Genomic DNA, 19,878 nt, shown 5'->3' with positions numbered 1-19,878 from the left:
AGCAGAACGATGGCGATCAGCACGATCACGTTGTACGGATTCGTGATGACCGCTTTTATCTGGTTCTTCAGGCGCCGGCTCTTCGAGTAGCTTTGCTCGTTTGGTTTCATCGCGGGAAGACACCCTCTCTCTTTCCTGGATTCTTCGAAAGCGGGAAACGCGTGCGCTTTGCGAAAATTTATGCAAACGTTTTCAACTTCGTGTAAATACCTTAGCATTTCGCAGGGATGATTGTCAAGGCTCTTTCCGCATTTTTCACATTAATCACTATGTGAGTTAAATTTTTTTATTACATTTGCATAATATCTTCCTGTCCTTCCATTTGGTATAATAGTTCCAGTGAAAACGATACCATTTTTCGTTCTCCCCCTGCGATATTCCGCTTTTTATGGAACCACAGGCTCTCATCATCCTGGTTTTCAGCGGGATCGGGGGGCTTCCCCTATGTCTGGTCTGTTTTTAGTAAAAATTTGCAAACGTTACCAATCAAACAGGCGGGCCAAAGTCTCCGGTGAAAGGAGGTCCCCATGAAGCACGTGACCATCAAGGATATCGCCCGGCTGGCGGGGGTCTCTGTCACCACGGTCTCCCGTGCCCTGAACGACGCGCCGGAGATCAATCCGGAGACCAAGGAGCGGGTCCTGGACATCTGCCGGCAGGAGGGCTACCGCACCAACCTGCTGGCCCGCAGCCTCATTTCCAGCCGTACCCACGTTATCGGCGTGATCCTTCCGGACATCGCCGAGCCGTTTTATGCCGCCCTGGCCCTGCACATTGAGACCTGCGCCCGGCAGTTCGGCTATCAGGTCATGCTGTGCGGCATCCGCTCAGAGGACGGGGACCTGAACGCTCTGTTCGACTTTCTCATCAGCCAGCGGGTCGACGGCATCCTGCTGACCGGCGCCGTTCCCGGGACCCGGGAGCTGCTGCGCCGGTATCAGGCGGCGGTGCCCATCGTGCTGCTGGCCAACTGCATGTCCATGGATACCGCTTGGGAGTGCAGCTCCGTCTGCATCGACAATTACGCCGGCAGCCGTCTGGCCGCCCAATACCTCCACGGCCTGGGCCATCAGGACGTGGTGTATCTGGGCCTGCGGCGGGACAGCTTCGCCCACCTGCTGCGCCACAAAGGCTTTGTGGACACTGCCGGGGAGCTGGGGATGCAGGTGTCCACCGTAGAAAATCCCACCGGGCGCTCCAGCATCGTCGCCGGCCTCCAGCTGGCCCGGGAGCTGTTTCTGGCCCCCTTCCGCCAAACCGCCATTTTCGCCGCCTCGGACCTGCTGGCCCTGGGCGTTCTTCAGGCAGCGGATGAGCTGGGCGTCTCCATCCCGGAACAGGTGTCCCTCATCGGCTTCGATAATATCGACTACGCCGCCCTGCCCAAGATCCGCCTCACTACCATCTCCCGGCGGCCGGAGGCGGTGGCCCGCTCCGGCGTCCAGGTGCTGATGGAACTGATCAACAGCGAGGACCGGGGGGAGTACACCCGGAAGCTGCTGGCGCCCGCTCTGGTGGAACGGCAGACCTGCCGCCGCCTATAAGGGCGTTCCCCAAACCGCATCCAGCGGGCAAAGGCCCGAATATCCCGATAAAAACACAGATTCAAGGAGGCAGCTATGAGCAAAACATACGACGTATTGGTGATCGGTCCCGTGTCTTTGGACCATAACATCGACTATCAGGGCAACGAGCGCAAAGAGGTCGGCGGCGCGGTGGTGGCCTCTGGCTTCGCGGCAGCCAAAAGCGGCAACAGGACCGCTCTTTTTACCAAGCTGAACCCCGCCGACGCCAATGTGGAGGACCGTTTCGCCGGCTCCGGCGCCGATGTGTACTGGAAGCCCTCCCAGGCCACCTGCTCCATCCGCAACCAGTATTTCACCGCCGATAAGGAAAAGCGGGCCTGCACTTCCATGGGCGTCTGCGACCCCTTCAAATTTGAGGAGCTGCCGGACATCGAGACCAAGATATATCATTTCGCCGGTCTGGTGTACGGCGATTTTGACGGTGCCCTATTCGCCGAAGCCGCCAAGCACGGCAAGGTGGCAGTGGACGTCCAGTGTCTGCTGCGCCATGTGGAGCCGGACAAGACCATGGCCTTCCACGACTGGGCGGAGAAGAAGGAGTACCTCCCCTACATCGACTATCTTAAGACCGATGCCGCCGAGGCAGAGATCCTCACCGGCCTGACGGACCGGGCGGAGGCCGCCAAGCTGCTGCACAGCTGGGGCGCCAAGGAGGTTCTGATAACCCACAACACCGAGGTCCTGGCTTACGACGGCAAGGAGATCTACACCTGCCCCATCAAGGCCCGGAACCTGTCGGGCCGCACCGGCCGGGGCGACACCACCTTCGCCGGCTACATCACCGAGCGGCAGCGGGCGGACATCAAGGAAGCGCTTCTGTACTGCACCGCATTGGTCTCGCTGAAAATGGAGACTCCCGGCCCCTTCCAGGGGACCCGTCAGGACGTGCTGGACTATATCAAGGAGTTCTATTGACATGAGATCCGCCGCGTGATGTCGGAAAAATGCCCCGGATGAAGGCTCGCCGCTTGGCGGGTCCGGCTGAAAAGGCTGTAAACGGGAATCGAAACAAAACGCAGTCCCGCAGAGAAGAAGATCTCGCGGGACCGCGTTTTGGCAGATAAACTCCCCAGAACCGTTGCGGTTCTGGGGAGTTATGAAATAAAGAGGTAAAACCGATTTCCCCTTCAACAGGCCGTATCCCCCGTCCCTCTCGCCCCGTAAACCAGCGGAGCGTTTGCGGGGCGAAAAGCGAAGGAATTCCCAACAGAGTACAGTTTTCGGCGCAAGCCGGAAACAGAACGGTGTTGGGAATTCCTGAGCTGGTTGCGGAGACAGGACTTGAACCTGCGACCTCCGGGTTATGAGTTCAAAATAATGCGTTTTTTATCGTTTAATAATGTGCCGCAAAGTATTGGAAATACTAGCTTTTTTGATTTTATCGTTTTGTATCGTTTAGTAAAATAATTCAACTTTTTGTAACGGAGTTGAATTTTTGTTGAACTTTAATCAAGTAAAAATAATACCATGTTATTAGGTTATGAAAAGTAAAATAATATCTACATCACACGTAACTAAAGGCAAATGAATTTGCCATAGTAAAGAAAAACGGGACCGGTGCAGGCACCAGTCCCTGAAAAGAATACATTACTATCCTTTTGTGCTACAGGTTTATTATACGCAGCTCTCAGCAAATTTGTCAACAACTTTTTTGATGAAGTCGTAATTTGAGCAGAGCAGCATATTGCCGGAGAAATAATCCCTATGTGAAGTAAACCGAGAGTCTATTAGATCTTTTAGTTTTAGCAGTTGGTACTTTTTGACGCCAGGGCTACTCACAATATTGTTAAAGCAGCACAACATAACAACAAAGTCATGAACAAAACGATTTCCCATTTTCTTTCTTCTAACATTCGAAGAGATGCTACCAATAGATGAAACAAAACCATTTGCCTCTCGGTTTTGAGTAAATCCGTTGCTTGAATTGTCTGCTAAATTATTTATCAAGCAATTGTTATGTGCTGCGGCATTTCTCAAAAACTTAACGATACGAAAGTTTCCAATCTTTATTTGTGAGTTAGGATATTTGCCATAATAAACACCACAGAGATTTAATAAATCACCAAACGAAAGAACTTCCACAATAGTCCAGATAGCAAATTTGTCTGAATACTTCCGAATGAGATCTTCGCAGTATGAGTTTTCGGCCTTATCTTGAATACTTTGAGACACTTGCGGTTGCATAGAAAGGAACTCACTTACAATGGAATAACCATCCTCATTTGTATTGTCAGAAATATTTTTTAATAATTGGACTTTAAGATAATGTTCTATGTCAAGTGTCATGGATAGAACAATCTCCCGGAGATACATATCAAGGGTTGACAGTTCTTGGAGATATGCAAATTCTAATTCATAATATTTACCTGCGTTTTCACCGCTTGTATATTTAGAATAGTTCTTTTCAAATGCTTTGATCTTGAAGTAATAATTATTTTCTCGGAGAAATTCTTCAGCGTGGGTTTCATCAACAATATTAAATTTAATCCCTTTTACGTCTCGCATATAGGCAACTTGCTGCGGAATAGTCAGTTTCGGACGCTCACTCGCTTTGGATTCGCAATCACGAAGGACCTCTCCTATCCAAATCTTTTTCATCTTATTCATCCCCAATAGATAAATTGCTATGATTTATATGGTAGTTAGCCAACAGCAAATTGTCAATTATTTTTTAATTTTGGATTAAAAGCAATATTTATGTTGATTAAACCACCTGAAAAGCCGGGGATGTTACTCCCCGGCATCTTGATCGTATTCGAGAATGTCCCCAGGTTGACAGTTCAAAAGTTCACAAATACGGCCTAAATTGGCCCATGATACAGGAACATTTTCGCGAATTTGCTGTAACACACTTTCACCTAGTAGCTTTTCTTTTCGCAATTTGTATGTTGAATATCCTGCATCTTTCAAAGCGGCCAGCACATCAATCTTATATTTTACTGGCATGTTGTACCCCCTTCCGCCGTGGAGGGGGCTTTTTCATGCAAGCTCCCTTTTCCACTATGGCTATTATACGTCAATATACACAGAAAATCAATGTATAATATACACAGAAAATCAATGTATATTTTAGCTATTGCGTCAATAGACATACACTGAAAAATAATGTATATTATAATCACAGCAAGGGAACAAAAGAAAACAGTTCAGACACCGGCAATCGTTGAAGCCTAACACCGAGATCACGGATAAGGGCGGAACGGTATAGGGAATGGGAAGCAGAGAGGCCACAGCCCTAATGACCACCGCCGCCGGAGTTCCCTTTGAACCTTGACAACCGAATATCGGCACCGCTATAATAGAACATGAGGTGATTTTGATGTTGGATGAAAAGGATTTGCAGGCGATTGCTCAATTGTTGGCTTTGCAGAAAAAAGAGATTATCAACGAAGTAGATGTTATGACCAATGCCAAAATACGTGAATCGGAAAAGCGTATGATGGTTATGATGGAATCTTACTTTGACCCAAAGTTCAACGCTTTGGAAGAAAAGCTGAATCCCATTCCTCGTGAAGCCTTTGAAATCATGGAGGACCGTTTGGACGATGCAGAAAAAATGATCGAACTGCACACCCAACAAATCAGCGAACTTAAAAAAGCTCAATAACAATACATTAGGCGGTGCCGGTATTCGGTGCCGTCTTTTTTCTTGCCCTGGGCTTTTGCCTGGGGCTTTTTATTTTGCCCGTAGAGTGGCCTAGAATCGCATTTGGGCAGTTTGGAGGGGAAACTATACTACCAAATGGAAAGCCCGCCAGAAACGCTCTGACGGGCCTTGTGGGCTATTCTTCCACGTACTCAATGACATATTCACCCGGATTGCCGTCTACCATTGCCAATTTCAGACCCATTACTTTGCAGATCGCCTCAAGCTCCCTTGCAGAGAAATTGTCACGGCGTAGCTTGTTCCCCAAATTTTGACGGTTGGTGCCCAACGCCTCCGCAAGCTGCATTTGTGTCATTCCGATATCTTCAAGCCTCTTTCGGATGGCGGAAGATGCAGACATTTAGTACCACCTCCTTTTTATAGCAATATTGTAACACGCAGATGTAAACTAATCAATGTACAGAATAGATAGAAATGAAGTAAACTATTTGGTGTACTTGTCAATAGACAATGTAAACTATATAGTGTACGATAAGACCATACCAAGCAGGACAGACGGCTGCGACAGATGGACCGGTGACGTTCCGGGTGTGCTCTCTACAATCCGTCTGGACTGCAAATAATAGGAGGTAGCACCATGAATGAAAACATTACGGCGAAGGTAAAAGAGTATGCGGACATGAAGAAGATGTTGACGGAGTTGCAAGATCTTATGGAGGGTCTGGAACAGGAGATCAAGGCGGCTATGGGTGACAGCGAGGAAATGAGCGTGGAGGGTATCAAGGTCAAGTGGACGCACTACACAACCAGTCGCTTTGATAGCAAAAGCTTCAAGGCTGAGCATGGGGCCATGTATGAGCAGTACGTAAAGACCACACAGGCCAGACGGTTCCAGGTAGTGGCGTGAGGGGGTGTAAGAATGAACCTTGACCAAGAAATAAAAGCCCTTGCCGCCCGATATGGGATAACTGAATCCGCAGTCCGGGGCGCTATGGATACCAGCAAAGACTTGGATGATAAAGCAAAGCTGATTTGGGCGCGTCTGGCCCTGTGTGATTTGTACGGTAAGCAGGAATATTTCTCCCTGGAGGAGATTGCCCATATTACAGGCCAGACAAAGGAAGAAGCTATGCAAATGATGATCGACGGCGGAGCAACGCCCATTGAAATTTCTCCTGCTCCGTGGCTGAAAGGAGAATGAACGATGTTTTATGTAAAAGGCCGTGGAGAGAAAATCAATCTCGACTATGAGAATGTATTCACCCGCTGCCCGATCTGCGGAAAAGAGTTCCCAGTAGACATTGCGGAGCTTTTGAGTGGCGGAGACGTTGACCTATACGGAACATCCATCTATTGCCCGGAGTGCGCAGAGAGGGACGGAAACCGCATGATGGGGAGGGTGTAACCGTGGAATTAGAAATTTTAAACCTTACACATGAAGAACGATCCTGGCTGCTCCAGGCATGGAAGTTACACAGGAATCATCCTGAATTATCCAGAGAAGAATGTATAGAAAGAGCCGCCTCCGGCGCGACCAACACCGAAAGCGGCAAAACAGAAAGAACGCCTGTTTCTGTTCCTATTATAACCAATGCTAACGAAAAAAACAAGAGGGAGTAAATCATGATTGATAGTATTTTCAAAAGAATGAATGCAGAACAATCAACTCAAATCTGTAATGCCCTGCACGATTTCAAGAGCAAAGGCGTTGATGCTTTTGCTGCCGACCTTGACGATATGGACAAGCCCACCTTGCAAATATTCGGTGAATTGATGAAAGCAACGCTTGCGGAAAAGGGATATAAATATGAATCTGAGTGAACAAAGGTTTTTTGAGTTAGTCAAGCGGGCTGGCGAAATTGAATTGCTTTGCCTTGTGGCAATCGCTATGGCGACTCAGGCGGGGGACAAGTGCCCACCTATTCCAGCGACTAAGGGAGCTTACAAGCGAGCCATTAAGCGGCTCAAAGAGACACAAGCCAAGCGCCCAGAGTATTCCGATACATATGAGGACGCAATCCGCTTAATCCGTCAGGAATGGTTGCAAAAATAGGCCCTCCGTGCGCCAAATAACGGAAGCGCAGAGCGGAGCAGAAAAAGGCACAACATATGTTAGAGAGCAACGCCGAATCCCAGGGCGAAAGCGTCAACGGCTTCATCAACCGGGCTATTGATAACCAGATGGAGCAGTATAAAGAAGATGCCGGGGAGTAATCCCCGGCCTCTCTTTTACGCATATTGCCTCAACTCCCGCGAGATGGACGGATGCCGGAGCGCCCGTAATCCGGCGTTGTAGGCCCGTGTATCCACTCTGCGGCCATAGCAGCACTTTCCCACCACCGCCGCCCGCTGTGCCTCTGGAAGCCTTGCAAGGGCCTTTTCTAAGGCGCTGTGTCTGCGCTGCTGGAAATCCATTTCAGCCACATTGTTGATAGCAGCCACCGCCACCGGGTCTGGAATGACATCTGACAGAGTTAGAGAATCTCCTTCATCATCGGTCAAAGGAGCATCCAGGGAAACAGCCGTCCGCAGCGGGTCCCGCTTATCCCGCTCTGTTCGCAGTCCTGCGGCCTCTGTAAAGGCTGCTTGCAGCTTTAGACCGTACAGGGTAAGGAATGTGCCCCGGTCACGGTCCCAGCTTCCCACGGCCTCGACAAGGGCCAGAAAGGCGCATTGCTGTAAGTCATCAATGGTCACGTCGTATCTTGCCCACCGATAGGCCCGGTCATAGACAAATCCCCGCACAGCTTCCCATAGCTGCAAATAATCAGCCTGTCCGGCCTGTACCCCCGCCGCGATCTCATTCGTTGTCATTGAAACTTCTCCCCTTTCGTGATATGATGAATCAAACAGAATCCATCATCCAGCGGGGACCACCTTCAGCGCGGCGGAGGTGGTTTCTATTTTAATCCTCTTGTGGGAGTTCTTCATCGTTCAACCATTTGTGATATAGCCCCAAAAGCTCTAGTGTAGTCATGAACGATGCTATGGAAATAATATCTTCCAACTTTAAATGCTGGTTTGCTCCAAGCTTGTCAATTGCCTTTTGAATGTCGTTGTTGATAGCTGTTGCGTGCCATTCCTTTATTTGCCTTGCAAAATCAGCAAAGTCTTTTATACCAAGTCGCCTCCAATCATCGGGCCTCTCCGCTGTTCCTCGGTCCTGATCACAGGAAGAAGCATTCGGCCAAGTGCCGCGAGACTGCCGTTAAACTCCACGTTGACATTTGTGCCGCCAGCGCCTGCACCAATTTCCCCATAAACATCTCTGACTGCCTGCTTGATCATATCCAGCGGGGCCTCGACATTCGTTCCGCTTCTCTGGTCTCCCAGCACCGCCAGAAACTCATTGTTGGGAGAAATCACAGCACCATTTGCCAGATGGGGCAGATTGTACGAAGAAACATCAACCGCTTGCACACTCCGTCCCTGTACAGAGGATTGATACACCGCATTGTTTGCGCCTGTGCCGTTGAGCCAGTTGTTTAAAGTCTTGACACCTTCAACAGCAGCGGAAAGCAGGTCAATAAAGAAGGCCAAAATATCGCAAACAATTTCAAGCGCAGCCGCAAGAGCTTGAACAGCCCCAGCAAAGAAAGATCCAATAAACTCCGCAATCGGCTGAATGATGGGCCACAATTCACTGAATAGGTTAATTACAGAGCTAAGCAAGTTCTTGAGGCTTTCAAAAGCGTCGCCCAGAACAGCTGCAAATTCCGGGTCTGTGGCGGCAAGTTTCCCGATTTCAATGAGTATGAGGGCAATTGCTCCAGTAATGAGGGAAATCTTCCCAAGCAGTAATCCAGACGCTGTAGCAGAGCCAGTAAACGCTGTGGTTAACGTCATCAAGCCAGCCGCAGCTTGTACGATAGACGCTATGATACCGCCCAGCTTCCACGCCGCAATAAATGTTGCCACCGTCTCGGTGAGTTTGATGATCGTCTCCGGATTCTCCGCGATATAATCAAAAATCGCCGCGACCTTGTCCAGCACTCCGGGAAGGCCGCTTTCAAGCAGCCAGCTCAAAAATGGAAGCACGGTGTTGTTCCACAAATCCAAGACGACGCTGCCGATAGCAGAAATCAAACCGGGGACGGAATCCAGGACATTCCGAATACTGGCCATCAGAGGCTCCAGGTTCAGGTTTTGCGCCCAGATAAGCGTTGCCGCCGTCAGGTCCCTAATAACATTTAGGACAGCTTGCACACTGGCGAGAATGGCGCTCCAGATCGCCACGCCGTTTCCATTGGCCTCCCATGCTTCCCGAAGTCTGGTTGCCAACTCGCCCACGATGTTCATAATGTTGGCGAGAATGTTCAGCAGCGTGGTCATGATCTGCACGCCGCTTCCGTCGTTCCACGCTGTGCGGAATGCCTCTCCGATACTGATGATCAGCCGCAGGATGGAGTTTAGCATGAAGAACAGCGCATTGATGACCGCTTCCCCGGCCCCGCTGTTCCACGCCTCTGTAAACGCCCTGGCGATATCGCCGATGATGCCTAAAATGGTTTGGAACGCCTGCTGCAAAAGATTGAGAAATTCAAGGCCCGCCCCGCTCTTCCAAATATCAAGGAAGGTCTGCGCAATGGCTTTCAGCATGTCCCAGACCGCCCCAAGCGCGTCCTTGACAGCCTGGATGGTGGATGCGCCCAACTCCTCCCAGCTGTCTTTAAAGGGCTGCCAAAAGTCCTTTAACCAGGATGGGATTTCCACATCTTCAAAGTCGGTGTCGAACTCCGGCTCCGCTGGTTTTTCCTCTTCTTCCTCCTTGCCGAGCTTTTCAATGGTATCGAAAGAAGCAAGATACTTTTCTGCCTTTTTGGCTTCCTTCCCAGCCTCTTCAGTGGCGTCCGCCTGTTCTTTCAGGGCCTTTGCGTTCTCCTGGGCTTTCTTGGCCGTGGTGCCGAATGCTGCGGCGCTAATCTTGGCGAGGATCGCCGTAAACCGCTCCATGTGCTGCATCAGCTTGGTCATGGCCGGTAGAATGGTATCATAGATAGGCTGAAACGCCGTCAGCAGGTTTGACTTGACATCAGCCAGCGCGTTTGAAAATTCCCGGTTTGCAGTCAGGTATGTACCGATCTGCTTTGTGAGAGCCGTCAGGCCCCGGCTGATGAGGTTGAAAAACAGCGCCCCGGCGACGATGCTCTTCAATCGGTTTCCAAAGCGGTTAGCCGCTTTCCCGGCCTTGTCAAAGCCCTTTTCCTTGCCAAGCTTCCGAATACCACTGCGGACCTTTTCAATGGCTTTTCCAGCCAGATTCACAGCGCCTGCAAAACCTTTCCTGATCTTCTGGCCGATAGTTCCAAGAACAGCGGAGATCTGCCCAAATCGCCCGCTGGAGCTGCTGGACAGTTCATTGATAGACTGCTGTGTGGAATCCGCTTCCAGCTTCATCCGTTTCAGCTTGTCCGACGCAAGGGCAAGGTCGCTCGCCAGTTTCTTTGCTTCGTCAGAAGCGGACGGGTCCATCTGGACCTCGGCAAGGCGGCGCCTTAATAGGTCTGCTCTGGCGTCTGCCTGTGCCATCTGTTCAGAAAGATCAGCTAGTTTAGCTTCTATTTCTGGATCAGCTCGCCCATGAACCTGTCGGTCTACAGATGCAATCGCATTCAGCTTCTGGAACTGTTCATCCAGTCTGGCGGCTTCCTCTTCCGCCTTTTTCAGATCCGCCGCCATCCGCTTGACAGACTGCGGTTCTTTTTCTCCAGATGCCAGCTGCTGGAACTGTTCCTCCAGCCGCCGCACCGCCGCCGTTTGTTTATTAACCTGTTCGGTCTGCCTCCGCATCTTGCTCTCCAGCTGGTCAAGCTGCTTTTTGGCTTTTTCATCGTTGATGACTGCCTTGATGCGGATGCTGCCGTCATTATTTGCCACGTGATCACCAACCTTTCGGATAAATGACCACGCTCGGCCGTCCATCTGGACCGCTTACCAGATGCTTCTTTTGTTAACCTTTCGTTGTAATGCTCTTCCTTTGAATCCGCACAACTGTTACACCGTCTTTGACAGGTATCAGTTCTACCCGATCTCCTTTTGAAAGAACGGCTTCAATACTGTTGATTTGCTCTTCGGAAATCCGCTTTACGTTCTTAATCCCGCGTTTTTCTGTCATATTATTCATTTCTCATACGTTCTCCGGTCATAACCAGAACCGCGCCGAAGATGCATCCGACAGCAAAAATAATCGCACCTATGATCATGCCATTACCCTCCTTTATCCTTTCCGCCGAAGCATCATATTAAAAAGTTCGTTGCCCGCTTTGGTGTCCTTGCGTTGATCTGTCAGCTGCCGAGCGTAATTCTCAATAGCTACCCCTAGATCACTGGCGAAGATCCTTCCTGCCGCCAAATCCCGCCGGGCCAAATCCACGGCCTGTGCGTCAATCTCCCGCCTGTCCAGATCATCCAACTGTACACTGCCTCGAATCCTCTTGTATTCCTGCTCCTGCCGTGCCCGTTCCTCGGCTTCCTGTCGCTGTGCATACTCTGCACTGACCCGCCGCCGCGCCGCCTGATACTCCGGGTTGCTGATTTTGGCTTCCATCTGAACGACAGCATCGATGTACTCGGCATCTGTCGCAAATTTGGAACGGTCTACCATGTCCAGGGCAGACGGCTGGTCAAGACCCAGCTTCGCCGCAATCTTTGCCCGTGTATCCTCGCTTGTTTCGATTCGCATATCCATTTCTGCCATTTTAAGCCCCTTTCAAACATCAATGACGATAACTGTTTTACAGTGTGCTAAATAGTTCTGAGCCTCCCACTCAGTGGTAAACTGCTTTGCCGCTTTCCCCGCTAAAGATGCAGACCATCCATCATTCATCTGAACCATGATACCCACACGCGAATCTGGAATTCTTTTCTTTAGTTGGTCGATTCTCTTTTGAATATCGGTCATGATCACACCCCGTCACTTTCCAGGTCCGGCAGGTCCAGTCGTCCGGTCGCTATCGCGCTGTCGATCAAGTGATACAGAGACAGGCTCAGGCCGTCCACATCTTTAGCGGGGTGAGGATGAGCAACGATCCGCCGACCATCCGGGGCATATGCGCCGTAGTCCTTCAAATATGTAAACGGGTCTATCGGCGTATGAAACTCTGTCCCATCTTCCAGAAGAAACATTGCGAGCTTCGGCTGCAATCCTTTCATATAAGCTTCCAGAGTTGCCACACGTTCTTTAATACTTCCCATCAGTATCACGCCTCCACTGTTCAAGTTCCTGCAATTGCTTCATAATGTCCGCAACCTCCACCAAACGCAGACCATATTCCAGAAGGGAGCGGGACGCCTGAATCCGGGCCGTTGCGGGCTCATCCCCATCCTCTACAATTTCCCGCAGACAGGATAACGCTGGATTTAAACTTTGCCTTGCTTGTGCAGCGGCATCCTCCACCAATTCAGAAACAGCCTTTTGATACTCTGCCTGAAACGCCGAATCTTCAAGGTATCGTTTTAGTGTCGTGAGGCCGATTCCCGCCGCCTGTGCCGCTTGTCCCCTTGTGGGCTGCGTCAACAGGGCGGCAAGGGCCTTTGTTTGCTTTGGTGTCAAATTTCTCCTCCTTTCAAGGGCCGTTTTTCGCCATTTTGGCCCAATTATACAGATTTAACCAATCATCAAGCCGCATTGTCACCAACTACTTTCCAAAACTTTCATTTCCCATTTCCGGGCAAACTCGTGTGCCTCTTTGCTGGTCAAGAAGATTTGCAGCGGGACATACCCCGGAGCCTCACCACTCCTCACAGTCTTGCGGTTTGATTCCAAAACGCGGTCCAGTGTATCCACATGGAAATATCCCTGTGTTGGGCTGTATTCACATACCCAAACTTCTATCATGCGCCCTCCCCATCAAACGGTGTTGCTGTCCCAGCCGGTAATTCTGTCAAGGTCTGCTGCTCTGTAAACTCCCAGCCGTAATGCTTATTGGGTACCCCGGTCCCCGCTTTGTAAAACCGGCGGCTTGGAATGTCATAGTTCAAGCCAATGGAGATCGTTTCACCAAATGACCGATTTTTCAGCACGCGGAGGACTGTTTGGAAGCCCCGTGTTTCAGCCTCACCGTCTTCCAACCGCTTGACCGAAAAAACATTATCGGCCCTGTTTGTGACGTCACCGGAACCGCCTACATCGTCGGCATCCAGCATCCGGGAATTATCCCCCTTTCGGGGATGGGCCACAAGGTGGATATGGACCTCATGTTTCTTTGCAACCTCCACAAGCCGACCTGTAAAGTTGCTCTGCGCCCGGTAAAAGTCTGAATCCCTGGAAGCGGAAAAACGGGTGGTCATCAGGTTATCGACCAGAAATACACTGCATCCGTATCTGCGAACGGCATATTCAAAAATCGTAAGCAAGCTGTTTTCGTCGCTGGCCGAAGATATCCGATTATCGTACAGGAAGAAACGGCCCCTCCACCATTCGTCGATCTGCTTTTGAATCAGCGGGGAAACGGTGTAAAACATCTTGCCTGAAAAACGGTCCTGGGCAGCCGTCACGTGTTCCGGTCCCGCTGCCTGAAGCATGACCCACTGCTTGAAACGCCACGCCGCCAGCTCACCGGAATAGGCGCAGACCCGCTGCCCCTGGTTGACCGCCTCAAGCAGAAGCTGCCCCAACAAAGTGGATTTACCGCCGCCGCGCTTTCCGGTCCAGATAGACAGCTCCCCGCCATAGAAGCCGCCGATTGCCCTGTCAAGTTCGGGGATGCCAGATAGGACAGAGGGCATACAGGACAGGTCCTCACGTTCTACAGAGGCCAGGTCCAGCAGTCCATGCGCCGGGCGCTCTATAGCACCAATCATCAGATGGTCAAGCGCCTTTTGTCCTCCGGCGGCAAGCACCTCCCGCACGGTTTCATGGTCTCGAAAGGCTCCTTTTCCCGGCGTTAAAACGGCCACGCCGGGGGCATATTCCCCCAAAGCCTCCGCCACTGTCCCGCACATCTCCGGGTCTGCCAGGGCCAAGAACACAGCGGGAAATGCCGTGAAGAATGGCAGGCAGTCCACGAAGTCGGAGAAATCCGCCCCCGTTGCCAGGCAAACGGCGTTTTCCTGTACAGCAGATACATCCAGTACATCCCGCACGAACCAAAGAGCGCGAGAGGTGTCCAGCTTGTCCGGAAAGTATGTAAGCCACGGTGAGGCATCAAACAACGTCCTCATATTCGCTGGTGCCTCCCTTCTGTCCTTCTCTGCGCTCCCAGGTCCTGACTGCCGCTTTCCAGTCGACAATAGGCTTGCCGCGCCCCTGCTTCCATCCGTTGGCTGAATAGAAGTCCACAAAGGTCTGTGGGTCTATCCCGTTCTTTCGTTCAGTGCAGTATGATCTGACATCCTCAATGCTTGGCGGAATAAAGCGAGCACGTGGCGGTTTGTCCGCCTTATTACTCTTACCTATCCTATCCTTACCTAACCTAACCTGAGTATCCGATTTGGACACAGGCTGTATACACGGTGTATCCATGTACAAATATGATCCAGAATCTTCCACAAGCAAGTGCTGCTTTTCATCTAAGTACCTTGTTTGGTGATACCTGTCCTTCTGGATATAATTGTTAATTCTCCAATCCTTAATAACACATACACCCGATTCAAAAGGGATCACAAACCGTTTTGCAATCAGGAGCTTCAGATCATCACCAGAACAGTTCACCATTGCTGTTATTCGTTTGGGAGACGAAACGAATCCATCGTCATCGGCCCTCATGCCAAGATGGAAATACAAATTCTGGGAACTGGCCGGGAGGTCAAGGAAAGTATCTGTATCCACGACTTCTAAAGAAAACATTCGGCGCTGTGCCATTACCAGCCCTCCAATGTTGCTTGTCCTGTCATTTTCACAAGAGCGTCCTCCGCCGCGCGGCTGACTGCCGCAATTTCCCTCGACCTGTGAGACATGGATTTGATAAAACGGCGGATTTCATGCTCTGATGACGGCTTGAAATATCCGTTTTGGTTGTCGCTCAGAATGAGCTTTCCGGCCTTGCGCTCCCGTGCGATCTGTCGGCGCACTTCTCGCGGGTCCTGCCCTGTCTCGTCTGACAGCTGTCGAAGCCCTTTACCGTTTTCGGGACCAATGCCCAAACGATCAAAAATAAGGCATCGACTTTTACAGTGGGATGTGGTAAAATTACAAGTGGAAACGTGGCCCGCAAGGTCAGTCCCTGCTGCCTGCTCGGATGTTGCCGCATCCGGGCGGGCATTCTTATTTTTAGACATCAACTTTCACCGCCTTTCGGCTCTCTGCATCCAACATCTCACAAAGTGCATCGACATTCACGAGAAAGCGATTTCCTGTCCGAATACCGGGGCAAGTTCCACTTGCGACCATAATTCGCAAACGATGCTCCGTAATAAGCCCCGTGGCGGCAGTCTGCCTGATGGTTAAAAATTTTGGCATTGGCTTCTCCTTTCGATATTTGAAAGTTCTCGTTGACTTTTGTCTGACATAATGTTAATATAATAGCGTATATTAATCAAACAGTCTTAATGATATTAGTGTATTAATTGGGGGCGGTTATATGGCTCGAAAAAAGCACGAAATTAATCCAGAAAGCGGGAAACGGCTTAAGGCTTGGCTTGATTATGTTGGAATGAGCGCAAAAACGCTTTGTGCAGCAATCAACTATACTCCGCAGTACATGAGTGATGTAATAAATGGAAGGAAAAGACTTACTCCAGAACTGGCAGAAATAATTTCAAAGATTCCTGACAGCTATATTGATGGAAATACTGGGAAAAAGATAAATTTAGGAGTTTCTCTTCTTGATAGAGTCTTAACAGAATATCTATTACTTCAAAGCGAGGAAATGACAATAGGACACCGTATTCATTCGCAGACTAGTAACCGAAGTAAGAGGGAGGAGTTAATAATCGAATTACTTGAGGCACACGGATATTTCATTAAAGATGTAACGAACGAGACGCCCATATTGACCGACGATAGCGGGAGAAAATATCAAGCTGTTACGTTTGTACTTGCATCCCCATTTACCGGCTCGACGAGGTATCTTCGTAGCAAAGAGTTAAATGAGATGATAAGCGAGATTGATAACAGTATTGAGATGCATTGTATGTTCCAATTCAGAAGCATATTGGAACATGATATCAAACAACGAGGAAAATTTAATGGCTAACATCCAAGAGCGCCGGGACAAATCCGGCAAGTTGATTTCATACAGTATCCGCGTTCACCGTGGCAGGGGAGCCGATGGGAAACAGCTGAAGCCCTGGACGGCCACTTTTGAAGTTTCTCCTACCTGGACGGAAAAAAGCGCAAGGAAAAAGGCTGAGGCTTTTGCCGCAACTTTTGAGGAAAAGTGCAGGGCTGGACTGGCCACCGACACCAGACAGCGCTTTGACGCTTACTGTGATTATGTGATCTCTTTGAAAGAGCAAAGAGGCAGAAAGCCTTCTACCATTGATCGTTATCGCGAGCTGACAGAACGGATTTATGAGGAAATCGGCCATATCAAATTAAAAGACCTCCGTGCGGATCACCTGAATACGCTTTACTCAAATCTCAGTAAAGAGGGAGTCAAGAAAGGCACAGAGCGAGCACAGGCAAAGCCGGAATTGGTTGCCTACCTGAAAGAACACAAAATCAGTAAGGCCAGCTTATCCACTCTTGCAAAAATTGCTCCGTCTACTGTCGCCGCTGCCATTCAGGGAAAATCTATCACCATGAAAACTGCGCAAGCTATCACGGAAGCTTTGGGCTTGAAGCTGGAAAAGATATTCCTGATCCAGCAAGGGGATACTACGCTATCAGCAAAAACGGTGCTGGAGTACCACCGGTTGATTTCCGCAGTGCTGGCACAAGCTGAAAAGGAAGGACTTGTGCCATTCAACGCCGCTGCAAAAGCAACGCCGCCAAGCCCAGAGAAAAAACCTCCGAACTATTTTCAGCCCGAAACCGTCTATGCCATTTTGGACGCTGCGGACAAGGAACCGCTAAAATACCGGGCGTTTGTTTATCTCTGTGTTTCCACCGGCGCACGGCGTGGAGAGCTTGCCGGGTTAAAATGGGACCACATAGACCTCGACACAGGAATCATCACTATTGAAAAGGGGCTTTTGTATTCCAGCAAGCGGGGCAAGTATGAGGACAGCACAAAGACTAGAGAACAGAGACATTTGAAAATTCCACAAGAAGTTGTCGAACTATTGAAGCAGCTCCGCGTGTCCCAACTGGAAAACCGTTTGAAGCGCGGTGAATGCTGGCATGATTCCGGGTATGTCTTCACAAGAGACGACGGACACCCCATGCACCCGCAGACGTGGACGGGCTGGATGAATGACTTTAGCATTCGTCACGATCTCCCGCATATCAATCCGCACAGTTTCCGCCACACGGCGGCGTCCGTGCTGATTGCAAACCACATTGACATTGTTACCACTTCCAAGTTGCTAGGCCATGCTTCGCCGGACACCACAGCAAAGTACTACAGCCACATGATCGAGGCTGCAAAGGTGGCAGCATCGGACACCATTACAGACGTTTTGATTCGTCGCAAGGCATAAGAGAAGGGCGGCACCATTTAGCGGTGTCGCCCTCATTTTTTCAACCAAGTTGAATTAAAGTTGAATTATTCGCTTGTGCCAGTTTTTAAATTTCCATAAAAAGTTAAGAAAAACCGCCGAAATCTTAAGAAATCAGCGGTTTTTGTGGTTGCGGAGACAGGACTTGAACCTGCGACCTCCGGGTTATGAGCCCGACGAGCTACCAACTGCTCTACTCCGCGATATAATCGTTTTGTGGTGCCGGTGACCGGACTCGAACCGGTACAGTATCGCTACCGGGAGATTTTAAGTCTCCTGTGTCTACCATTCCACCACACCGGCAGCTTTCGGCAACACTTAGAATACCACAAATCGCAGCTCTCTGTCAAGGGCGGGAACGCAAAAAAGTGAAAAAACCTTGCGACAGCTTTCGCCCCTTGCCCGCTTCCGTGCAACTTTTGCCCTTCTGGCGCATATACTGCATGAAAGCCCAAACGCAAAGGAGGATACCGCGATGAACGCACAGCATTGCCGCGCCGGCGATATCGATGACCTGATCTTCCAGGACTGCTGGCTGGTCAGCGACCGGTGATGAGCGGGAGCTCCCGCTGTAAAACATGGTGCAGGACGCCGCTGAGCGCGGCGTCCTTTCGCTTTTTCAGCCGCAGATGGTGCCGCCGCCCACCACGTTTTCACCATCGTACAGCACCACCGCCTGGCCCGCGGTGACGGCCCGCTGCGGCTCCTCAAACAGGACCCGGAGGCGGCCGCCGGACAGCGGCTCCGCCACGGCGGCCGCTTCCCGCTGGCTGTACCGGGTCTTGGCGGTGACGGCCATGGGGCCGGTCAGCTCTGGAATAGAGATCCAGTTGACCTCCTCTGCCGTCAGCTCCCGGCTCCACAGGGCGCTGTCCGGTCCCAGGCGGATGGCATTGCGCTCCACATCCTTCTCCAGCACATACAGCGGCTCCTCCGTGGAGATGCCCAGCCCCTTGTGCTGGCCGCGGGTATAGCGGATCAGGCCCTTGTGCTGGCCCAGCTCACGGCCCTCCTGATCCAGAAATGGTCCGGCCTCTGCGGGCTGCCCGCAGGTCCGCTCAATGAAGTCCGCGTATTTGCCGTCCGGCACAAAGCAGATATCCTGGCTGTCGTGCTTTCGGGCTGTCGCCAGGCCGTGGGTCTCGGCGATCTCACGGACCTGGGTCTTGTGAAGCCCCCCCAGGGGGAACAGCGTATGGGCCAGCTGGTCCTGGGTCAGCATATATAAAAAATAGCTCTGGTCCTTGCTTCGGTCCACGCCGCGCTTCAGAAGATACCGCCCGGAGGCGCCGTCCCGCTCGACCCGGGCATAGTGTCCGGTAGCCAGGAAGTCATTGCCCAGCACGCGGACCCGGTCCAGCAGCGCGCCGAACTTCACGGCGCGGTTGCACTCCACACAGGGATTGGGGGTACGGCCCCGCTGGTACGCCTCGATAAAGTCCCGGATGACCGTATCCCGGAAAACAGGCGCGAAATCGAACACATAGAAGGGGAAGCCCAGCCGCCGGGCCACTTGGGCAGCGTCCTCCGCGTCCGCCAGGGAGCAGCAGGTCTTTTCCCGGCTCTCCCCCAGATCCTCGTTGTGAAACATCCGCAAATTCACGCCGGAGAGCTGATGCCCCTCCTGCCGCAGCAGCAGCGCCGCCACGGAGCTGTCCACACCGCCGCTCATTGCCACACAGATCCGTGCCATTTTGCGCCTCCTCCCATTTTTATCCGCTTGGTTCCCGCCGGACGCTGTCCGGTTTATACTAATTCTCGATATAACGATTCAATCGTTATATCGAGGCCGCTGTAAGCGGCCTGGCGGTGCAGCCGCCCAAGAATGTTGTCAATACTTTTCTTGCGCGCCGTAGGCGCTGCGGCGCATTGCGCCGTGAAAAAAACTTCTTCAAAGTTTTTTATCAAGAAACAGTACCCTCAGTGAACAAAGGGCAACGCGGTTTTTCAGGGCATCTTAAGCGGCTGGCGGCGTTATCCTCGTTGCCGGGCGGCAGCCCGGCTGCCTCGTCTGCCTTGCCAGCCGCTGAATCTGCTCCTGAAAAACTCCAAAGGACCTGCCAGCGAGAAAAAATCGGTGCTGGCAAGGAAGAGGACGACGGTGGGCTGACGCCCATCTAGGACGATGACGCTGCCAACGTTGAT

At 51.1% G+C, this 19,878-nt stretch carries 26 protein-coding genes and 2 tRNA genes; 11 read left to right on the top strand and 17 right to left on the bottom strand.

All coding sequences use genetic code 11. The features are described 5' to 3' along the window. The first annotated feature begins 527 nt into the window (after positions 1-527). Together Q0Z69_RS04450 and Q0Z69_RS04445 are read left to right on the top strand one after the other, a co-directional pair. On the top strand, positions 528-1,544 hold the full coding sequence (locus Q0Z69_RS04450) for a LacI family DNA-binding transcriptional regulator (RefSeq protein WP_298030065.1): 1,017 nt from the start codon (positions 528-530) through the stop codon (positions 1,542-1,544). A 75-nt stretch (positions 1,545-1,619) separates the two neighbouring features. Beyond that, complete coding sequence (locus Q0Z69_RS04445; RefSeq protein ID WP_298030063.1) at positions 1,620-2,501, top strand: PfkB family carbohydrate kinase; 882 nt, start codon at positions 1,620-1,622, stop codon at positions 2,499-2,501. 699 nt (positions 2,502-3,200) lie between these two features. Here Q0Z69_RS04445 and Q0Z69_RS04440 read toward each other — a convergent pair. Continuing rightward, on the bottom strand, positions 3,201-4,184 hold the full coding sequence (locus Q0Z69_RS04440) for an Abi family protein (protein ID WP_298030061.1): 984 nt from the start codon (positions 4,182-4,184) through the stop codon (positions 3,201-3,203). A gap of 132 nt (positions 4,185-4,316) precedes the next feature. Then, positions 4,317-4,532 carry a helix-turn-helix transcriptional regulator gene (locus tag Q0Z69_RS04435; protein ID WP_298030060.1) on the bottom strand — a complete coding sequence of 72 codons (216 nt, stop codon included), beginning with the start codon at positions 4,530-4,532 and terminating at the stop codon, positions 4,317-4,319. 373 nt (positions 4,533-4,905) lie between these two features. Here Q0Z69_RS04435 and Q0Z69_RS04430 point away from each other — a divergent pair, with 373 nt between their 5' ends. Beyond that, positions 4,906-5,193: a hypothetical protein gene (locus Q0Z69_RS04430; protein WP_298030058.1), complete on the top strand. Its 288-nt coding sequence runs from the start codon at positions 4,906-4,908 to the stop codon at positions 5,191-5,193. A 175-nt stretch (positions 5,194-5,368) separates the two neighbouring features. Here the strand turns inward: Q0Z69_RS04430 and Q0Z69_RS04425 are convergent, their stop codons facing one another. Further along, entirely contained in the window at positions 5,369-5,593 is a 225-nt protein-coding gene (locus Q0Z69_RS04425; RefSeq protein WP_298030056.1) for a helix-turn-helix transcriptional regulator, read from the bottom strand. A gap of 237 nt (positions 5,594-5,830) precedes the next feature. On the opposite strand from Q0Z69_RS04425, the gene Q0Z69_RS04420 reads away from it, so the two are divergent. The 5 genes from Q0Z69_RS04420 to Q0Z69_RS04400 are packed head-to-tail and all read left to right on the top strand — an operon-like array spanning position 5,831 to position 7,014. Beyond that, a complete protein-coding gene (locus Q0Z69_RS04420; RefSeq protein WP_298030055.1) occupies positions 5,831-6,100 on the top strand; it encodes a hypothetical protein in 270 nt (89 codons plus the stop codon). Positions 6,101-6,112: 12 nt separating this feature from the next. Beyond that, entirely contained in the window at positions 6,113-6,394 is a 282-nt protein-coding gene (locus tag Q0Z69_RS04415) for a hypothetical protein (protein ID WP_298030054.1), read from the top strand. Positions 6,395-6,397: 3 nt separating this feature from the next. Then, complete coding sequence (locus Q0Z69_RS04410) at positions 6,398-6,598, top strand: hypothetical protein (RefSeq protein WP_298030053.1); 201 nt, start codon at positions 6,398-6,400, stop codon at positions 6,596-6,598. 2 nt (positions 6,599-6,600) lie between these two features. Beyond that, positions 6,601-6,813 (top strand): hypothetical protein, encoded by a 213-nt coding sequence (locus Q0Z69_RS04405; RefSeq protein ID WP_298030051.1) that lies wholly within the window; start codon positions 6,601-6,603, stop codon positions 6,811-6,813. 3 nt (positions 6,814-6,816) lie between these two features. Beyond that, positions 6,817-7,014: a hypothetical protein gene (locus Q0Z69_RS04400; protein ID WP_298030050.1), complete on the top strand. Its 198-nt coding sequence runs from the start codon at positions 6,817-6,819 to the stop codon at positions 7,012-7,014. A gap of 408 nt (positions 7,015-7,422) precedes the next feature. Here Q0Z69_RS04400 and Q0Z69_RS04395 read toward each other — a convergent pair whose 3' ends face one another. From Q0Z69_RS04395 to Q0Z69_RS04345, 11 genes are all read right to left on the bottom strand, one after another. Further along, positions 7,423-8,007 (bottom strand): sigma factor, encoded by a 585-nt coding sequence (locus tag Q0Z69_RS04395; RefSeq protein WP_298030049.1) that lies wholly within the window; start codon positions 8,005-8,007, stop codon positions 7,423-7,425. A gap of 300 nt (positions 8,008-8,307) precedes the next feature. Beyond that, positions 8,308-11,070, bottom strand: a complete 2,763-nt coding sequence (locus tag Q0Z69_RS04390; RefSeq protein ID WP_298030047.1) for a hypothetical protein — start codon at positions 11,068-11,070, stop codon at positions 8,308-8,310. Between the two features lie 73 nt (positions 11,071-11,143). Next, on the bottom strand, positions 11,144-11,317 hold the full coding sequence (locus tag Q0Z69_RS04385) for a hypothetical protein (RefSeq protein WP_298030045.1): 174 nt from the start codon (positions 11,315-11,317) through the stop codon (positions 11,144-11,146). A gap of 93 nt (positions 11,318-11,410) precedes the next feature. Further along, positions 11,411-11,875 carry a hypothetical protein gene (locus tag Q0Z69_RS04380; RefSeq protein ID WP_298030044.1) on the bottom strand — a complete coding sequence of 155 codons (465 nt, stop codon included), beginning with the start codon at positions 11,873-11,875 and terminating at the stop codon, positions 11,411-11,413. 27 nt (positions 11,876-11,902) lie between these two features. Next, entirely contained in the window at positions 11,903-12,094 is a 192-nt protein-coding gene (locus tag Q0Z69_RS04375) for a hypothetical protein (protein WP_298030042.1), read from the bottom strand. Positions 12,095-12,096: 2 nt separating this feature from the next. Next, positions 12,097-12,387 (bottom strand): hypothetical protein, encoded by a 291-nt coding sequence (locus Q0Z69_RS04370; protein ID WP_298030041.1) that lies wholly within the window; start codon positions 12,385-12,387, stop codon positions 12,097-12,099. Next, entirely contained in the window at positions 12,374-12,745 is a 372-nt protein-coding gene (locus tag Q0Z69_RS04365; protein WP_298030039.1) for a hypothetical protein, read from the bottom strand. Before Q0Z69_RS04365 ends, Q0Z69_RS04370 begins: the two co-directional genes overlap by 14 nt. Positions 12,746-13,026: 281 nt before the next feature. After that, positions 13,027-14,355, bottom strand: coding sequence for an AAA family ATPase (locus Q0Z69_RS04360; RefSeq protein ID WP_298030037.1), 1,329 nt, complete (start codon positions 14,353-14,355; stop codon positions 13,027-13,029). After that, the gene (locus Q0Z69_RS04355) at positions 14,339-14,995 is read right to left on the bottom strand and encodes a replisome organizer (RefSeq protein ID WP_298030036.1); all 657 of its coding nucleotides are present in this window, start codon (positions 14,993-14,995) and stop codon (positions 14,339-14,341) included. Before Q0Z69_RS04355 ends, Q0Z69_RS04360 begins: the two co-directional genes overlap by 17 nt. Continuing rightward, entirely contained in the window at positions 14,995-15,411 is a 417-nt protein-coding gene (locus Q0Z69_RS04350; RefSeq protein WP_298030034.1) for a hypothetical protein, read from the bottom strand. The genes Q0Z69_RS04355 and Q0Z69_RS04350 overlap by 1 nt, the downstream gene beginning before the upstream one ends. Continuing rightward, a complete protein-coding gene (locus tag Q0Z69_RS04345) occupies positions 15,404-15,592 on the bottom strand; it encodes a hypothetical protein (protein WP_298030031.1) in 189 nt (62 codons plus the stop codon). Before Q0Z69_RS04345 ends, Q0Z69_RS04350 begins: the two co-directional genes overlap by 8 nt. 121 nt (positions 15,593-15,713) lie before the next feature. Between Q0Z69_RS04345 and Q0Z69_RS04340 the strand changes: the two genes are divergently transcribed. Next, complete coding sequence (locus Q0Z69_RS04340) at positions 15,714-16,328, top strand: helix-turn-helix transcriptional regulator (protein WP_298030030.1); 615 nt, start codon at positions 15,714-15,716, stop codon at positions 16,326-16,328. After that, on the top strand, positions 16,321-17,715 hold the full coding sequence (locus tag Q0Z69_RS04335; protein WP_298030027.1) for a tyrosine-type recombinase/integrase: 1,395 nt from the start codon (positions 16,321-16,323) through the stop codon (positions 17,713-17,715). Before Q0Z69_RS04340 ends, Q0Z69_RS04335 begins: the two co-directional genes overlap by 8 nt. A gap of 145 nt (positions 17,716-17,860) precedes the next feature. On the opposite strand, the gene Q0Z69_RS04330 is transcribed toward Q0Z69_RS04335, so the two are convergent. The 3 genes from Q0Z69_RS04330 to mnmA all read right to left on the bottom strand — a co-directional run bounded on the left by Q0Z69_RS04330 (position 17,861) and on the right by mnmA (position 19,426). Then, positions 17,861-17,936: transfer RNA gene (locus Q0Z69_RS04330), tRNA-Met, on the bottom strand. 14 nt (positions 17,937-17,950) lie between these two features. Further along, positions 17,951-18,036, bottom strand: a tRNA-Leu gene (locus Q0Z69_RS04325). Positions 18,037-18,352: 316 nt separating this feature from the next. Continuing rightward, positions 18,353-19,426 (bottom strand): tRNA 2-thiouridine(34) synthase MnmA, encoded by a 1,074-nt coding sequence (gene mnmA / locus Q0Z69_RS04320; RefSeq protein ID WP_298030025.1) that lies wholly within the window; start codon positions 19,424-19,426, stop codon positions 18,353-18,355. 116 nt (positions 19,427-19,542) lie between these two features. On the opposite strand from mnmA, the gene Q0Z69_RS04315 reads away from it, so the two are divergent. Further along, the gene (locus tag Q0Z69_RS04315; protein WP_298030023.1) at positions 19,543-19,854 is read left to right on the top strand and encodes a hypothetical protein; all 312 of its coding nucleotides are present in this window, start codon (positions 19,543-19,545) and stop codon (positions 19,852-19,854) included. Positions 19,855-19,878 lie beyond the last annotated feature (24 nt).

The organism is uncultured Dysosmobacter sp. (assembly GCF_947631165.1).
Classification (GTDB): Bacteria; Bacillota; Clostridia; order Oscillospirales; family Oscillospiraceae; genus Oscillibacter.
The sequence above is the reverse complement of the archived record's forward strand: the minus strand, read 5'-3'. Positions and strand labels throughout refer to the sequence as shown.

What these genes read in the sequence shown, in the direction of transcription:
- Q0Z69_RS04385 (WP_298030045.1), bottom strand. Translation starts at nt 11,317, where the DNA reads ATGAATAATATGACAGAAAAACGCGGGATTAAGAACGTAAAGCGGATT.
- Q0Z69_RS04345 (WP_298030031.1), bottom strand. Translation starts at nt 15,592, where the DNA reads ATGCCAAAATTTTTAACCATCAGGCAGACTGCCGCCACGGGGCTTATT.
- Q0Z69_RS04375 (WP_298030042.1), bottom strand. Translation starts at nt 12,094, where the DNA reads ATGACCGATATTCAAAAGAGAATCGACCAACTAAAGAAAAGAATTCCA.
- Q0Z69_RS04380 (WP_298030044.1), bottom strand. Translation starts at nt 11,875, where the DNA reads ATGCGAATCGAAACAAGCGAGGATACACGGGCAAAGATTGCGGCGAAG.
- Q0Z69_RS04350 (WP_298030034.1), bottom strand. Translation starts at nt 15,411, where the DNA reads ATGTCTAAAAATAAGAATGCCCGCCCGGATGCGGCAACATCCGAGCAG.
- Q0Z69_RS04445 (WP_298030063.1), top strand. Translation starts at nt 1,620, where the DNA reads ATGAGCAAAACATACGACGTATTGGTGATCGGTCCCGTGTCTTTGGAC.
- Q0Z69_RS04440 (WP_298030061.1), bottom strand. Translation starts at nt 4,184, where the DNA reads ATGAAAAAGATTTGGATAGGAGAGGTCCTTCGTGATTGCGAATCCAAA.
- Q0Z69_RS04355 (WP_298030036.1), bottom strand. Translation starts at nt 14,995, where the DNA reads ATGGCACAGCGCCGAATGTTTTCTTTAGAAGTCGTGGATACAGATACT.
- Q0Z69_RS04420 (WP_298030055.1), top strand. Translation starts at nt 5,831, where the DNA reads ATGAATGAAAACATTACGGCGAAGGTAAAAGAGTATGCGGACATGAAG.
- Q0Z69_RS04410 (WP_298030053.1), top strand. Translation starts at nt 6,398, where the DNA reads ATGTTTTATGTAAAAGGCCGTGGAGAGAAAATCAATCTCGACTATGAG.
- Q0Z69_RS04335 (WP_298030027.1), top strand. Translation starts at nt 16,321, where the DNA reads ATGGCTAACATCCAAGAGCGCCGGGACAAATCCGGCAAGTTGATTTCA.
- Q0Z69_RS04450 (WP_298030065.1), top strand. Translation starts at nt 528, where the DNA reads ATGAAGCACGTGACCATCAAGGATATCGCCCGGCTGGCGGGGGTCTCT.
- Q0Z69_RS04395 (WP_298030049.1), bottom strand. Translation starts at nt 8,007, where the DNA reads ATGACAACGAATGAGATCGCGGCGGGGGTACAGGCCGGACAGGCTGAT.
- Q0Z69_RS04430 (WP_298030058.1), top strand. Translation starts at nt 4,906, where the DNA reads ATGTTGGATGAAAAGGATTTGCAGGCGATTGCTCAATTGTTGGCTTTG.
- Q0Z69_RS04435 (WP_298030060.1), bottom strand. Translation starts at nt 4,532, where the DNA reads ATGCCAGTAAAATATAAGATTGATGTGCTGGCCGCTTTGAAAGATGCA.
- mnmA (WP_298030025.1), bottom strand. Translation starts at nt 19,426, where the DNA reads ATGGCACGGATCTGTGTGGCAATGAGCGGCGGTGTGGACAGCTCCGTG.
- Q0Z69_RS04370 (WP_298030041.1), bottom strand. Translation starts at nt 12,387, where the DNA reads ATGGGAAGTATTAAAGAACGTGTGGCAACTCTGGAAGCTTATATGAAA.
- Q0Z69_RS04425 (WP_298030056.1), bottom strand. Translation starts at nt 5,593, where the DNA reads ATGTCTGCATCTTCCGCCATCCGAAAGAGGCTTGAAGATATCGGAATG.
- Q0Z69_RS04340 (WP_298030030.1), top strand. Translation starts at nt 15,714, where the DNA reads ATGGCTCGAAAAAAGCACGAAATTAATCCAGAAAGCGGGAAACGGCTT.
- Q0Z69_RS04360 (WP_298030037.1), bottom strand. Translation starts at nt 14,355, where the DNA reads ATGAGGACGTTGTTTGATGCCTCACCGTGGCTTACATACTTTCCGGAC.
- Q0Z69_RS04400 (WP_298030050.1), top strand. Translation starts at nt 6,817, where the DNA reads ATGATTGATAGTATTTTCAAAAGAATGAATGCAGAACAATCAACTCAA.
- Q0Z69_RS04415 (WP_298030054.1), top strand. Translation starts at nt 6,113, where the DNA reads ATGAACCTTGACCAAGAAATAAAAGCCCTTGCCGCCCGATATGGGATA.